The sequence below is a fragment of the Mesorhizobium sp. P3_A8 genome (assembly GCF_056402995.1).
This window is the reverse complement of sequence record NZ_JBFUGI010000007.1, coordinates 169,100-184,040: the sequence shown is the minus strand read 5'-3', so window position 1 is coordinate 184,040 and position 14,941 is coordinate 169,100. Positions and strand designations below refer to the sequence as shown.

General features: G+C 64.0%; 12 protein-coding genes. 2 read left to right on the top strand and 10 right to left on the bottom strand.

Annotation, left to right across the window (positions count from 1 at the left end):
• Window positions 1–21 precede the first annotated feature (21 nt).
• Entirely contained in the window at window positions 22–1,500 is a 1,479-nt protein-coding gene (locus AC1DX4_RS18300; protein WP_477221626.1) for a mannitol dehydrogenase family protein, read from the top strand.
• Between the two features lie 27 nt (window positions 1,501–1,527).
• Here the strand turns inward: AC1DX4_RS18300 and lepB are convergent, their stop codons facing one another.
• From lepB to AC1DX4_RS18255, 9 genes are all read right to left on the bottom strand, one after another.
• The gene (gene lepB / locus AC1DX4_RS18295) at window positions 1,528–2,268 is read right to left on the bottom strand and encodes a signal peptidase I (RefSeq protein WP_477221815.1); all 741 of its coding nucleotides are present in this window, start codon (window positions 2,266–2,268) and stop codon (window positions 1,528–1,530) included.
• Between the two features lie 327 nt (window positions 2,269–2,595).
• The gene (locus AC1DX4_RS18290) at window positions 2,596–3,003 is read right to left on the bottom strand and encodes a F0F1 ATP synthase subunit epsilon (RefSeq protein WP_477221625.1); all 408 of its coding nucleotides are present in this window, start codon (window positions 3,001–3,003) and stop codon (window positions 2,596–2,598) included.
• Window positions 3,004–3,103: 100 nt separating this feature from the next.
• The gene (atpD, locus tag AC1DX4_RS18285) at window positions 3,104–4,699 is read right to left on the bottom strand and encodes a F0F1 ATP synthase subunit beta (RefSeq protein ID WP_477221624.1); all 1,596 of its coding nucleotides are present in this window, start codon (window positions 4,697–4,699) and stop codon (window positions 3,104–3,106) included.
• Between the two features lie 70 nt (window positions 4,700–4,769).
• Complete coding sequence (locus AC1DX4_RS18280) at window positions 4,770–5,654, bottom strand: F0F1 ATP synthase subunit gamma (RefSeq protein ID WP_027043027.1); 885 nt, start codon at window positions 5,652–5,654, stop codon at window positions 4,770–4,772.
• 32 nt (window positions 5,655–5,686) lie between these two features.
• On the bottom strand, window positions 5,687–7,216 hold the full coding sequence (gene atpA / locus AC1DX4_RS18275) for a F0F1 ATP synthase subunit alpha (protein ID WP_172222567.1): 1,530 nt from the start codon (window positions 7,214–7,216) through the stop codon (window positions 5,687–5,689).
• Window positions 7,216–7,776 carry a F0F1 ATP synthase subunit delta gene (locus AC1DX4_RS18270; protein WP_477221623.1) on the bottom strand — a complete coding sequence of 187 codons (561 nt, stop codon included), beginning with the start codon at window positions 7,774–7,776 and terminating at the stop codon, window positions 7,216–7,218. Before AC1DX4_RS18270 ends, atpA begins: the two co-directional genes overlap by 1 nt.
• A 246-nt stretch (window positions 7,777–8,022) precedes the next feature.
• A complete protein-coding gene (locus AC1DX4_RS18265) occupies window positions 8,023–8,418 on the bottom strand; it encodes an AGROH133_08824 family phage infection protein (RefSeq protein WP_069090425.1) in 396 nt (131 codons plus the stop codon).
• Between the two features lie 95 nt (window positions 8,419–8,513).
• Window positions 8,514–9,209 carry an aspartate/glutamate racemase family protein gene (locus tag AC1DX4_RS18260; RefSeq protein ID WP_477221622.1) on the bottom strand — a complete coding sequence of 232 codons (696 nt, stop codon included), beginning with the start codon at window positions 9,207–9,209 and terminating at the stop codon, window positions 8,514–8,516.
• A 50-nt stretch (window positions 9,210–9,259) separates the two neighbouring features.
• Window positions 9,260–11,443, bottom strand: a complete 2,184-nt coding sequence (locus AC1DX4_RS18255) for a primosomal protein N' (RefSeq protein ID WP_477221621.1) — start codon at window positions 11,441–11,443, stop codon at window positions 9,260–9,262.
• A 91-nt stretch (window positions 11,444–11,534) separates the two neighbouring features.
• Between AC1DX4_RS18255 and fsa the strand changes: the two genes are divergently transcribed.
• A complete protein-coding gene (gene fsa / locus AC1DX4_RS18250; protein ID WP_477221620.1) occupies window positions 11,535–12,191 on the top strand; it encodes a fructose-6-phosphate aldolase in 657 nt (218 codons plus the stop codon).
• An 88-nt stretch (window positions 12,192–12,279) separates the two neighbouring features.
• Here fsa and AC1DX4_RS18245 read toward each other — a convergent pair whose 3' ends face one another.
• Window positions 12,280–14,850, bottom strand: coding sequence for a DNA translocase FtsK (locus AC1DX4_RS18245; protein ID WP_477221619.1), 2,571 nt, complete (start codon window positions 14,848–14,850; stop codon window positions 12,280–12,282).
• Window positions 14,851–14,941: the final 91 nt, after the last annotated feature.

Below are 14,941 nucleotides of genomic sequence, written 5' to 3'. Positions count from 1 at the left end.
GCCCTCAGCCCCGGTATCGTGATGACCAGAAGCCATCTGTCCGACGCCACGCTACAACAGCTGCCCGAGGGGACCAAAATCCCCTTATATGATCGCGGCAAGGTTACCCCAGGCATGGTGCATCTTGGTGTCGGCGCCTTCCATCGCGCCCATCAGGCCGCCTATGTCGACGACTGCCTGGCTGCAGGCGAAACGGACTGGGGCATCGTTGGCGTCTCCTTGCGCAGCCCCGACACGCGCGACGCGCTGACGCCGCAGGACGGGCTCTACACGCTGGCGATCCGCAGCAGTGGCGAGGAGGAGCTGCGCGTCATCGGCTCGATCCAGTCGCTGCTGGTGGCCCCGGAAGACCCCGGTGCGGTGCTGGCCGCGCTGACCGATCCTCGCACCCGCATCGTCACGCTGACGATCACCGAGAAGGCCTATCTCAGGGCGGCGGGCGGCGGACTGGACGCCAGCCATCCCGACATCATCCACGATCTGGCCAATCCGCGGATGCCAAAGACCGCGCATGGTTTTCTGACCGAAGCGCTTGCCCGAAGGCTGGCCGCGGGAACACCGCCCTTTACCGTGCTGTGTTGCGACAACCTGCCGGCCAATGGCGCCACACTGCACCGGCTGCTGACCGAATTCGCGGCGTTGCGCGATGCCGGGCTCGCCCGTCACATCGCCGATGCAGTCGCGTTTCCCTCCAGCATGGTCGACCGCATCGTGCCGGCGACAACCTATGCCGACCGGGCGCGGATCGCGGGACAACTCGGCGTCGAGGATGCCTGGCCTGTTATGACCGAACCCTTCCGCCAATGGGTCATCGAAGACAATTTTCCGGCGGGTCGGCCGGCTTGGGAGAAATTCGGCGTTACCATGGTTGGGGATGTCGCCCCCTTCGAGGACATGAAGCTCAGGCTGCTCAACGGCGCGCATTCAGGCATCGCCTATCTCGGCCTGCTCAGCGGCCACGCCACGGTCGACCGCGCCTTCGCCGATCCGGCGATCCGGCAGTTCGTCGACGGGCTCTGGGCCGAAGCCATCCCGACATTGCCGGAGGATGCCGGACTCGACACAAAAACCTATACAGCCGAGCTTGCCGAGCGTTTTTCAAACACCGCGCTCGCCCACCGCACCGCGCAGATCGCCAATGATGGCAGCCAGAAGCTGCCCCAGCGCATCATCGCGTCCGCCCTCGAGTGCCTCGAAGCCGGTACCGAGTTCGTGCATCTCACTCTGGTGGTTGCCGCCTGGATCGCCGCCTGCGCCGCGCGCGGAAACACCTTGCCCGAAAACCATTTCACCGATCCGCTCGACGCGGCACTGACGGCGCTTTTGAGCCAACAGCTACCGGCGAATGAGACCGTGACGGCGGTGTTCGACCTTGCCGGCTTCGCTGGGGAGCACGCCGAGCGCCAGACGCTGATCGAACTCGTGGCCGTGCATCTCGTCCACCTGCGACGGGATGGTCCCACCCTGGCCTTCGCTGCGCTCGGCATAGGAAGCGAGTAGTCGAGTCGGACCCAATGTGGTTTGGGCCTATCTGGCAGCCGAACCGTCCAACGTCTGCCGGGACGCGTAATCCGTGCCTTGCGAATTCCAGAACAATCGCACGGCCTTGCCGACAAGGTTTTCGTAGGGAACGAAGCCTACCGTGAACCGGCTGTCGGAGGCATTGTCCCTGTTGTCGCCCAGTACGAAATAATGGCCTTCGGGCACCTCGAACACACGCGTATTGTCACCAATCGAGTTGTCCGTCAGGTTGAGAACGAAATGGCTGACGCCCCCCGGCAGGGTCTCCCGTTGAAGCTTGGCTGGCCTCTCCTCGTACGAGAACGTGCCGGCATCCTCAAGGCCGACGGCCACATCGTTGATGTGAAGCACACCGTCGACGATCTGAATCCTGTCGCCGGGAAGACCGACGATCCGCTGGATGTAATCCGCGCTGGGGTCTGGCGGGAATTTGAACACCACGACATCCCCGCGCTTGGGCTCCGCGCCGAATATGCGTCCTTCTATCGGCAGCAGATTGAATGGCACGCTGTAGCGACTGTAGCCGTAGGCGAATTTGGAGACGAAGAGATGGTCGCCTTCCTGCAATGTCGGCACCATGCTGCCGGACGGAATCGAAAACGGTTGGAATAGAAACGAACGGATCACCATTGCGGGCACGGGTGAGGAGAGAAAGACGAGCACCAGCACCCAAAACCCGTGCGCGTACCATTTGTCCGGCTTGAACCGGGACGCGAAGGGCACGACAAGCGCCACCCACAAGATCATCAAGCCGATACTTGAAAGATTGGCCAGCCAGGTAAGATCGACGCCGGGCAGCACCGGAAAGCCGATGTAGATGATCGCGAGACTGAGGACGCTGACCGCCACCAGGCTGGCGAGCGCCAGCCTGCCGGCGCCGATCCACAGAAATCCGCCGAACGGTCCGCCAAAGGCCGACACCAGCGCCGTCGACCACCGGGATCTGGAAGCCGTTTCTGGTTGGTCTGCTTCCTGCGTCATCGGCTGTCCCCCCACGCCAAGTCAGCCGGACTGTCCAACAAACAAAAAAGCGAGGCAAGGCCCCGCTTTTCATCAAGTCATCCAAACCGACTTTTACGCCGGCAGGAGCGCGCCTTCCAGTGTAGTGAGCTGGCTAAGGAACTGTTCCGCCTTGCTGCGGGTCTGATCGTCCTTGGCATCAGTGGCGTCTTCCTTGGCTTCCTGGATGCGGCGCGTGAGGTCGGCACGGTCGACATCCTTCACCGCTACTGCCGATTCCGCCAGCAGCGTGCAGCCGGCTGGAACAATGTCGGCGAAACCGCCGAACACGACATAGCGTTCTTCGCCGCCCGACGCGGTCTTCACCGTGACGACACCCGGCTTGATCGTTGTCATGACCGGCGCGTGATGCGCCATCACCGTCATCTCGCCTTCGGCGCCCGGAATGACGACGGATTCGACCTGCTCGGAAACCAGCAGGCGTTCCGGCGAGACCAGTTCGAATTTGAAAGCTTCAGCCATGATCACTTTAGCGAGTAGGGAATAGTGAGTAGCGAGTAGGGAAGAAACTCGCTCGGCTCACCTTGCCCTATTCGCTACTCCCTATCCGCTATTCGCTTGATTAAGCTGCTTCAGCCGCCAGGCGCTGTGCCTTCTCGACCGCTTCCTCGATGCCGCCGACCATGTAGAAGGCGGCTTCCGGCAGGTGATCGTAGTCGCCGTTGCAGAGGCCCTTGAAGCCCTTGATGGTGTCGGCGAGGTCGACCAGCTTGCCCGGCGCGCCGGTGAACACTTCGGCGACGAAGAACGGCTGCGACAGGAAGCGCTCGATCTTGCGGGCGCGGGCCACGGTCTGTTTGTCCTCTTCCGACAGCTCGTCCATGCCCAGGATGGCGATGATGTCCTGCAGCGACTTGTAGCGCTGGAGGATCGACTGCACCTGGCGCGCGACGCCGTAATGCTCGTCGCCGACGACCAGCGGGTCGAGCATGCGCGAGGTCGAATCCAGCGGATCGACCGCGGGGTAGATGCCCTTTTCGGCGATCGCGCGGTTGAGCGTCGTCGTCGCGTCAAGGTGAGCGAACGAGGTCGCCGGCGCCGGATCGGTCAAGTCGTCGGCGGGCACGTAGATGGCCTGCACCGAGGTGATCGAACCCTTGGTGGTGGTGGTGATGCGTTCCTGCAGCGCGCCCATGTCGGTGGCGAGCGTCGGCTGATAGCCGACGGCCGACGGGATACGGCCGAGCAGAGCCGACACTTCCGAACCCGCCTGCGTGAAGCGGAAGATGTTGTCGACGAAGAACAGCACGTCCTGGCCCTGGTCGCGGAAATATTCCGCAACCGTCAGACCGGTCAGGCCGACGCGGGCGCGCGCGCCCGGCGGCTCGTTCATCTGGCCGTACACGAGCGCGGCCTTGGAACCTTCGCCGCCGCCCTTCTTGTTGACGCCGGATTCGATGAATTCGTGATAGAGATCGTTGCCTTCGCGGGTGCGCTCGCCAACGCCGGCGAACACCGAATAACCACCATGCGCCTTGGCGATGTTGTTGATCAGCTCCTGGATCAGCACGGTCTTGCCGACGCCGGCGCCGCCGAACAGGCCGATCTTGCCGCCCTTGGCGTAAGGCGCCAGCAGGTCGAGCACCTTGATGCCGGTGATCAGGATCTGTGCTTCCGTCGACTGCTCGACATAGGTCGGAGCCGGCTGGTGGATGGAGCGCATTTCGGTCGCATCGACCGGGCCTTCTTCGTCGACCGGCTCGCCGATGACGTTGATGATGCGGCCGAGCATGCCCGGGCCGACCGGAACGGTGATCGGCGCGCCGGTGTCGCGCACTTCCTGGCCGCGCACCAGACCTTCGGTCGAGTCCATGGCGATGCAGCGCACGGTGTTTTCACCGAGATGCTGGGCAACTTCGAGCACCAGGCGGTTGCCGACATTGGTCGTCTCGAGCGCGTTCAGGATCGCCGGCAGGTGATCGCCGAACTGCACGTCGACGACGGCGCCGATGACCTGGCGAACCTTGCCGACAACGCCGGTTGCCTTGGTGGCAACAGCCGAAGTCTTGGCCGCCGCGGTTTTGGCCGGCGCTGCCGCCGTCTTTGCCGGAGCTGCCTTCGCGGCTGCCGCCGGAGCCTTGGCTGCCTTCGCCGGGGCTGCGGTCTTTGCGGCGGCTGCCTTGGGGGCCGCCGTCTTGGGGGTCGCTGCTTTCGCCATCGTCTTTACCCTTTTTCGTCCTTTGTTTCTAACGCGGTCCGGTCGCGGGTCGATGACCCGCGGACCGCGCCTAGAGCGCTTCGGCGCCCGAAATGATTTCGATCAGTTCCTTGGTGATCTGCGCCTGCCGCTGGCGGTTGTAGGTGATCGACAGCTTGTTGATCATCTCGCCGGCGTTGCGCGTCGCATTGTCCATGGCACTCATTTTGGCGCCCATTTCGCCGGCGGCGTTTTCGAGCAGCGCCCGGAAAACCTGCACGGAGATGTTGCGCGGGATGAGGTCGGAGAGGATTTCGCCCGGCTCCGGTTCGTATTCGTAAACGGCGTTACCGCCATCCACCGCCTCGGCTGGAGCCGAAGCCACACCGGCCGGAATGATCTGCTGTGCGGTCGGGATCTGGCTGATCACCGACTTGAACTGCGAATAGAACAGCGTGCAGATGTCGAAGCCGCCCTCGTTGAAGAGGTGGATGACCTTCTTGGCGATCGCGTCGGCGTTGACGAAACGGAGCGTCTTGACCTCGCGCAGATCCACACGGTCGATGATCATCGATGCGTAATCGCGGCGCAGGATGTCGAAACCCTTCTTGCCGACGCAGATGATCTTGACCTGCTTGCCGTCGGCCAAAAGCCGGCGGATGTGGTCGCGGGCAAGACGGGCGATCTGCGAATTGAAACCGCCGCACAGGCCGCGCTCGGCGGTGCAGACGACGAGCAGGTGCACGTTGTCCTTGCCGGTGCCGGTCATCAGCGCCGGGGCATCGCCGCCGCCGCCGATCGCCTGGGTGATGTTGGCCAGCACGGAACCCATGCGCTCCGAATAGGGGCGCGCCGCTTCCGCGGCCTCTTGCGCACGGCGCAGCTTCGCCGCGGCGACCATCTGCATCGCCTTGGTGATCTTCTGCGTCGCCTTGACCGAGGCGATACGGTTACGAAGGTCTTTTAATGAAGGCATGCTTCAAACCTGATCCCGTCTTGTCGCTTCGCTCAGGCGAAGGTCTTGGCGAAAGCGTCGATCTCGGCCTTCAGCTTGGCGCGCAGATCGTCCGACAGTGCCTTTTCCTTGCGGATGGCATCGAGAACGTCCTTGCCCGCCGCACGCATGTGGCTGAGCAGGCCATGCTCGAACTTGCCGACCTGGTTGACCGGCAGCTTGTCGAGATAGCCGTTGACGCCGGCGAAGATCACAGCGACCTGCTCTTCCGTCTTCAGCGGCGAGAACTGCGGCTGCTTCAGGAGTTCGGTCAGGCGCGATCCGCGGTTGAGCAGGCGCTGCGTGGCGGCATCGAGATCCGAGCCGAACTGCGCGAAGGCCGCCATTTCGCGGTACTGCGCGAGCTCGCCCTTGATCGAGCCGGCAACCTGCTTCATCGCCTTGATCTGCGCGGCCGAGCCGACGCGGCTGACCGAGAGGCCGACGTTCACCGCAGGGCGGATACCCTGGAAGAACAGGTTGGTTTCGAGGAAGATCTGGCCGTCGGTGATCGAGATCACGTTGGTCGGGATGTAGGCCGACACGTCATTGGCCTGCGTCTCGATGATCGGCAAAGCGGTCAGCGATCCGCCGCCCAGATCGTCATTGAGCTTGGCGGCGCGCTCGAGCAGGCGCGAGTGCAGGTAGAAAACGTCGCCAGGATAGGCTTCGCGGCCCGGCGGGCGGCGCAGCAGCAGCGACATCTGGCGATAGGCGACGGCCTGCTTCGACAGATCGTCGTAGCTGATCAGCGCGTGCATGCCGTTGTCGCGGAAATATTCGCCCATGGTGGCGCCGGCGAACGGCGCCAGGAACTGCATCGGCGCCGGGTCGGAAGCGGTGGCGGCGACGATGATCGAATATTCGAGCGCGCCGCGCTCTTCCAGAACCTTGACGAACTGCGCGACGGTCGAGCGCTTCTGGCCGACGGCGACGTAGACGCAGTACAGCTTTTCCTTCTCGGGACCGTTGTCGTGCACCGACTTCTGGTTGAGCATGGTGTCGAGGATGATGGCGGTCTTGCCGGTCTGGCGATCGCCGATGACCAGCTCGCGCTGGCCGCGGCCGACCGGGATCAGCGCATCGATGGCCTTGAGGCCGGTCGACATCGGCTCGTTCACCGATTTGCGCGGGATGATGCCGGGCGCCTTGACGTCGACGCGCTTGCGTTCGGTCGCCTTGATCGGGCCCTTGCCGTCGATCGGGTTGCCGAGCGCGTCGACGACGCGGCCGAGCAGGCCTGGACCGACCGGAACGTCGACGATGGCGCCGGTGCGCTTGACGATGTCGCCTTCCTTGATGTCGCGGTCGGCACCGAAGATGACGACGCCGACATTGTCGGCTTCGAGGTTGAGCGCCATGCCGCGGATGCCGCCGGGGAATTCGACCATTTCGCCGGCCTGGACATTGTCGAGGCCGTAGACGCGGGCGATACCGTCACCGACGGACAGCACCTGTCCGACTTCGGAGACCTCGGCCTCCTTGCCGAAATTCTTGATCTGGTCTTTCAGAATTGCGGAAATTTCCGCGGCGCGGATGTCCATCAGCCGACCTCTTTCAGTGCAAGCTTGAGCGAATTGAGTTTGGTTTTGAGCGACGTATCGATCTGGCGCGAGCCCATCTTGACCACCAGCCCGCCGAGCAGCGACGGATCGACGGTGACGGAGATGGCCACGTCCTTGCCGGCAACGCTTTTCAGCGCGGCCTTCAGTTCTGTTTGCTGGGCCGCCGTCAGCTCATGTGCCGACGTGACATCAGCAGTGGTCTCACCACGCGCTTCGGCAGCAATCTGGCGGAACGCCTTGATCATGCCGGGAACGGCGAACAGCCGCCGGTTCTGGGCGACGACGCGCAGGAAATTGCCGGCGAGGCCGGTAATCCCCGCCTTGTCGGCGATCGCAGCGATAGCCTTGGCTTGGTCCTCGCTGGAGAACACCGGGCTGTTGATCAGGCGGGTCAGGTCGGCGCTGCCTTCGAGCATGGCTTCGAAACTGTTGAGGTCGGCCTCGACCTTGGCGACCGAATTTGCCTGCCGCGCGAGTTCGAACAGCGAACCCGCGTAGCGTTCTGCAACACCTGAGATTGGCGATGACGATTGAGCCACGGACCGTCTTTTCTCTTGTCTGACAGGCCGCAGATTGTTGGCGCGAGCAAAAACTCTGGCTAAATCTTTGACCTTACTGCATTTTTTCAAGCACGGAGGCGCGGCTTCCGCTATCCCCGGCCGAAAGTCGATTGCCGTCTAGCACAGGCATTTTAAGACCGCAATGCGTCGTTCCGCATGGTTTTCAGGCACTATTGTCGCATCCGGCAAAAGAGTCTCGCCCTGCGCCCCGGAATAGCTAAGGATTCAAGGCACAAAGCCGAAGGCAAAGGCGAGCGGCAATGCCGCCAAGACCAATTCCACCACAATGGAAACCCAATTGAAAGGTGTGTTGGCGCCATCCGACATCATCGACAGCAGCCGGCCGAAGGCGGTGAACAGCCAGGAGAAGCCGAGCGCCATGTAAACCAGCGGCTGCGCCAAGAGGATGCAGCACAGGCCGACACCGAGATAAAAGCCCGACATCCTGCCCCGCCCCTCGGCAATCGCCGCTGCTTTCTCGGGCTTGGCCTGCAGGCGCAGGATGCGGAAGGCGAGGCCAGGCGCCAGAAAAAACAGAAGGCCAAGCAGCACGGTGAAGACGGCGCTCGACCAGGCCAGCCATTCGCCCTGGCTCGTCGGCCACGGAAGCGCAAAATCCATACTATCCCCTCAAAATGCCTGTTTTGAAATTGCGGGCATTCTAGCGGAGGAAAAAAGCCGCGCCAGATGGCTCCGGGCACTTTAGGAAAGCCGCATCAACCCAGAGCGAATTCCACTGCCGCCTCGGCATGGATGCGTGTCGTGTCAAAAACCGGAATGTCGAAATCGCCCTGTCCGATCAGCATGGTGATCTCGGTGCAGCCCATGATGATGCTGTCGGCAGCCTCTTCCCGGCGCAGGCGTTCGGCCTCTTCTATGTAAGCCGTCTTCGAGGCGTCGGTGACGATGCCCTGGCACAACTCGTCATAGATGACGCGATGCACCATGTCGCGGCCTGCGGCATCGGGCACCACTGGCGACAGGCCGTATTTATCGGCGAGCCGGCCCTTGTAGAAATCCTGCTCCATGGTGAAGCGCGTCGCCAAAAGCGCCGGGCGCTGCATGCCGGCACGCTTGACCGCGATCGCGGTGGCGTCGGCGATATGGATCAGCGGGATGGAGACGGACGTCTGCACCTGGTCGGCCAGTTTGTGCATGGTGTTGGTGCACAGAAGCAGGCCTTCCGCACCACCCGCCTCGAGCTTGCGCGCGGCCTCGACAAGAAGCACGCCGGCGCCGTCCCAGTCGCCGTGATGCTGGCGCTCGGCGATCTCGGCAAAGTCGAACGACCAGAGCAGCAGTTTCGCCGAATGCAGCCCGCCGAGGCGCTCTCGCACGATCTCGTTGAGCAGGCGATAGTAGATGGCCGTCGATTCCCAGCTCATGCCGCCCAGAAGGCCAAGGGTTTTCATGTAATCTTCCGTTTCTCGCTGGCCTGCACCGTATCGCCGATATCGCGACCTTACAAAAAGCTCTGCGGATCGATGTCGACCTGGACCCTGACCGAGCCGCGCTGCTTTGGTCCGTTGGCCAGCATGGCGCGGATAAAGCCTTGCATGTCGGCGCGCCGTTCGCCCTGGATCAGCAGGCGGAAGCGATGGCGGCCGCCAAGCAAGGACAGTGGCGCCTCGGCCGGCCCCAGCACGAACAGGTCTGACGCCTCGGGCGCGGCGCGGCGCAGGCCGCGTGCATGGCCCTCGGCCTCAGCCCGCGTCACCGCGCTGACGATGACGCCGGCCAGCCGGCCGAACGGTGGCAAGGCCGCCCGTTCGCGCTCGGCGATCTCGCGCTCGTAAAAGGCCTCGGCATCGCCCGAGACGATCGCCCGCATCACCGGATGCTCGGGTTGAAAGGTTTGCAGCAGGCCAAGGCTCTTCTTGCCGGTGCGTCCCGCGCGACCCGTGACCTGGCTGAGCAATTGGAAAGTGCGCTCGGCGGCGCGCGGGTCGCCATTGGCAAGGCCAAGGTCGGCATCGACGACGCCGACCAGCGTCATATTGGGAAAATTGTGCCCCTTGGCGACCAGCTGCGTGCCGATGACGATGTCAGCCTCGCCATCGGCGATCGCCTCCAGTTCCAGCCGCAGCCGCCGCACCCCACCCATCAGGTCGGATGACAAAACGATGGTGCGCGCGTCGGGGAAATGCGTGACGACCTCCTCGGCGATGCGCTCGACGCCCGGCCCGCAAGCGACCAGATGATCGAGCGTGCCACATTCCGGGCAGGCTTCGGGGCGGCGCTCATTGTGCCCGCAATGATGGCAGACCAATTGCCCGCGAAAGCGATGCTCGACCAGCCAGGCCGAGCAGACCGGGCAGCCGAAACGGTGGCCGCAGACCCGGCACAGCGTCAGTGGCGCATAGCCGCGCCGGTTGAGGAACAGCAGCGACTGCTCCTTCCTTTCCAGCGTCTTGCGCATATGGTCGAGCAGCACCGGCGACAGGAAGCCGCCCCGCGCCGGCGGCGCGCGGCGCATGTCGATCGACTTCAGCTGCGGAAGTGCGGCCTCGGCGAAACGGGCAGAGAGAACGGCTCTGTTGTATTTGCCTTGGCTCGCATTGACCCGGCTTTCGACCGAAGGTGTCGCTGACGCCAGTACGACCGGAAAGCTGCCGATGTGACCGCGCACCACTGCCATGTCGCGCGCATTGTAGAAGACCCGGTCTTCCTGCTTGTAGGCCGGGTCGTGCTCCTCATCGACGACGATCAGGCCAAGCTCCTTGAACGGCAGGAACAGCGCCGAGCGGGCACCGGCAACGACGCGCACGCTGCCTTCCGCCACTTGCCGCCAGACTTTTTCGCGCATCCTGGGCGGCAGGTCTGAATGCCATTCGCCCGGCTTGGCGCCGAAGCGCTGCTGGAAGCGTTCGAGGAACGCGTGGGTGAGCGCGATTTCCGGCAGCAGGATCAGCACCTGCTTGCCCTGGTCGAGCGCGGCCGCCACCGCCTCGAAATAAACCTCGGTCTTGCCGGAGCCGGTGACGCCGTCGAGCAGCGCGACATTGAACACGCCAGCCGCGACATTGGCGCGCAGCATCAGCGCCGCGTCGCTCTGATCCGGCATCAATTCCGGTATGGCATAGCTCGAGTCGGGCGCGGCCACCACCGGGCGCGGCGGGATCATCACCGTCTCGAACACGCCTTGCGCTTTCAGCCCCTCGATCACCGTCGACGACACACCGGCGGCGTGCGCCAGACCCGAGCGTGTCCAGGCCAGCCCGCCCTCGGCCGTTTCCAGCACGCGCGCCCGCGCATCGGTCATGCGGTCGGGAACAATGAGCGTGCGCTGCAGCCCCTCGATCCAGGGTTCCGGATCAAAGGCCTCCGGCGCACGCAGCAGCATCCGCGCCACCATTCCGGGTGGTGACAGCGTGTACTGCGCCACCCAATCGACGAAACGACGCATGGCGCGGTCGATCGGCGGGCAGTCGAAAACCTGTTCGATCGGGCGCAGCTTTTTCGCGTCGATATTCTCGACCGCGCCATCCCAGACGATGCCGGCAACCTGGCGCGGCCCGAGCGGCACGCGCACGATCGAGCCCGGCACCACGCGCATGCCGGCCGGCACGGCATAGGTGTAGGGGCGTTCGGCAGGCATCGGCACCAGCACCGGTGCGGCTGCGACAAAGGGCGAATCTTCGATCATGAGGCGTGACCTTGCCCCGACTTTGGTCTAGATCAAAGAGCAACGCTGAACGTGCCTTCCCAAGCACGACGAAATCGTCAGGAGACCCGCCATGAAATTTTTTGTCGACACCGCCGATATCAAGGATATCCGTGAGCTCAACGATCTGGGGCTGCTCGACGGCGTCACCACCAATCCGTCGCTGATCCTCAAATCCGGCGGCAAGATCGCCGACGTCACCAAACAGATCTGCGATATCGTCGCCGGCCCGGTCTCGGCCGAAGTCGTGGCGAGCGAGTACAAGGACATGATGGCGGAGGCCGAGGTGCTGGCCAAGATCGCCCCCAATGTCTGCATCAAGGTGCCGCTGACGCTGGACGGCCTGAGGGCCTGCAAGACGATCCGCACCCAGATGAACCGCATGGTCAACGTCACGCTGTGCTTCTCGGCCAACCAGGCGCTGCTCGCCGCCAAGGCCGGCGCCTCGTTCATTTCGCCCTTCGTCGGCCGCGTCGACGACACCGGTTCGGACGGCATGGAGCTGATCCAGGAGATCCGGCAGATCTACGACAATTACGATTTCCAGACCGAGATCCTCGTCGCCTCGGTGCGCACGGTGAACCATGTCAAGCAGGCCGCCCTGATCGGCGCCGACGTCGTGACCGCACCGCCGGCGACGCTGAAGGCGCTGGTCAAGCACCCGCTGACCGATAAGGGCCTGGACCAGTTCGCCGCAGACTGGGCAAAGACCGGCCAGAAGATCGGCTGAGGTCGCACTGCTTCAATGAGAAAAGGCCGGGCAACCGGCCTTTTTTATTACGCGTCAGAAGAAGCCCTATCGCCGAAAGGGCCGCCGATCATTCCGCGCCGTCATCGTCAGGCGCGGCTACCGGCGGGCGCCGCCCCATGATGATCTCGCGCTTGCCGACATGGTTGGGCGCGCCGACCAGCCCTTCCTTTTCCATGCGTTCGACCAGCGATGCGGCGCGGTTGTAGCCGATGCCGAGGCGGCGCTGGATGTACGACGTCGAACACTTCTTGTCTCGCACCACCACCTTGACCGCCTCGTCATAGGCGGCATCACTGTCTTCGGCGGCAACGGATCCCTTGTCGAAGACCGCGCCCTGGTCGTCTTCGATCTCTTCCTCGTCCTCGTCGGCTGTCACGGTTTCCAGATATTCCGGGCGGCCCTGCGCCTTCAGATGCGCCACGACATGCTCGACCTCCGCGTCGGACACGAAGGGGCCGTGCACGCGAGAAATGCGGCCGCCACCCATCATGTGCAGCATGTCGCCCTGGCCAAGCAGTTGTTCGGCGCCCTGCTCGCCCAGAATGGTGCGGCTGTCGATTTTCGAGGTGACCTGGAAGGAGATGCGGGTTGGGAAGTTGGCCTTGATCGTGCCGGTGATGACATCGACCGAGGGGCGCTGCGTCGCCATGATCAGGTGGATGCCGGCGGCGCGCGCCATCTGCGCCAGGCGCTGGATGGCGCCTTCGATCTCCTTGCCGGCGACCATCATCAGGTCGGCCATCTCGTCGACGATGACGACGATGTAGGGCATCGGCGCAAGGTCGATTTCCTGCTGCTCGAACAGCGGCTCGCCGGTGCCCTTTTCGAAGCCGGCCTGCACGGTCATGACGACCGCCTCGCCCTTGTCGCGGGCTTGGGCGGCGCGCTCATTGTAGCCGTCGATATTGCGTACGCCGAGCCGCGCCATCTTGCGATAGCGGTCCTCCATCTCGCGCACCGCCCATTTGAGCGCGGTAACCGCCTTCTTGGGATCGGTGACGACGGGGGTCAGAAGATGCGGGATACCGTCATAGACCGAGAGTTCGAGCATCTTGGGATCGACCATGATCAGCCGGCACTCTTCCGGCTTCAGCCGGTAGAGCAGCGACAGGATCATGGTGTTGATGGCAACCGACTTGCCCGAGCCGGTGGTGCCGGCGACGAGCAGATGCGGCATCTTCGCCAGCTCGGCGATGACAGGCTCGCCGCCGATCGTCTTGCCGAGGCAAAGCGCCAGCTTGCAGCTGGTCTTGCGGAAACCCTCCGATTCGATCAGTTCGCGGAAATAGACGGTCTCGCGCGTCTCGTTGGGAAGCTCGATGCCGATGACGTTGCGGCCGGGCACGACGGCGACGCGCGCCGAAACCGCCGACATGGAGCGGGCGATGTCGTCGGCGAGCCCGATGACACGCGAGGATTTGACGCCCGGCGCCGGCTCGAACTCATAGAGCGTGACGACCGGACCGGGGCGAACGTGGATGATCTCGCCGCGCACGCCGAAATCTTCCAAGACGCTTTCCAGCAGGTCGGCATTCTGCTCAAGCCGCTCCTGCGACATGTAGAAACCCTGTCCCTCCGGCGGCCGCTGCAGCAGCTCTTCCGAGGGAAGTTCATACGCCTCGCCTGTCGTGGCCGGCACGATCTTGCCGACCACGGGCAGCGGCGAAGACACGCGTGCTGCCGGAGCAGACACGGTCTCCTCCGCGCCTTGCGTGACCTGCGCCGGAACGCCGTTGCTGACAGCAGACGGAATTGCCACCTTCACCCGGGTCCGTTGCGGTGCGCTGCTCGCTGCCGGTTGAACCACCGCTTCGTTCGAGTTGGCAGGGCGGACTTCCGGCAAGGTCGACGGAGCCTGCTGGCCTGGAAGGCATTCAATGATCCGGAACAACGCGGTCGGATCGGCCGTGGCGGCGCGGATGTCGACCCGTGGGGAGACAACCGGCGCTGCCGGGCGCGAAGCCGGAACCGCCCGCGGCGCCGGCAACGGGCTCTCGATCATGTAAGGCGCCATGAGTTCGAAGAAGACGTGATTCGACAGATAGGGCCAGCGTACGGTTTCGCGACCTGTTGTTTTGACCGGCGCCGCCATTGCCTGGGCAGACGATGCCGGTGCGGATGCACGTGCCGCGACCGCTGTTCTCGCACCCGCCGGCGCAGCAGCCCGTGCATCTTCGCCAACATGCCTTGGCGGAACGGCTGCCGCACCCGGTGCTGGCGGCCTCCCATGCGTCGCGGCTCTGTTGTCCGCAGGTGGCCGAGCGGCCACCGAAGCCGAATTCCGGCTTTGCACCGCCGCCGACAATGACGGGGGCGAGACTGCGGACGACGGCGCCGCAGCAGGCTGTGCGACTGCTTGCCGCGCCGGCGGTTCGCCTTGCTCGGGGGTAATCTGGCGCGGCTGACGTGTGCTGGCTTCATAGTCCGGCGTGCGCGTGAACCGCACATTGGGCGCCAGGAAGAAATAGTCCTGCCAGGCCGGGCTTTCGTTGCCGCCGAGATCGAGAGGCGGCGGGGGATTGCCAGCCCTGGCCGCGCCGGCCCGCTGGCCATCCGCCTTGTTGTTCAAACGCTCACCCTCGGGATTATCGGGCGAAACTGTCAATGAATTGACCCGAGGAAAACGCTTGGATTCCATTCTCAAGACTCACGCTGAACCGTCTGCTGAGCAATAGGGAGCGAGTGGTTAACAGTTGCTTCCCGTCAGCGCCTTTGGAGCGACCGAAATG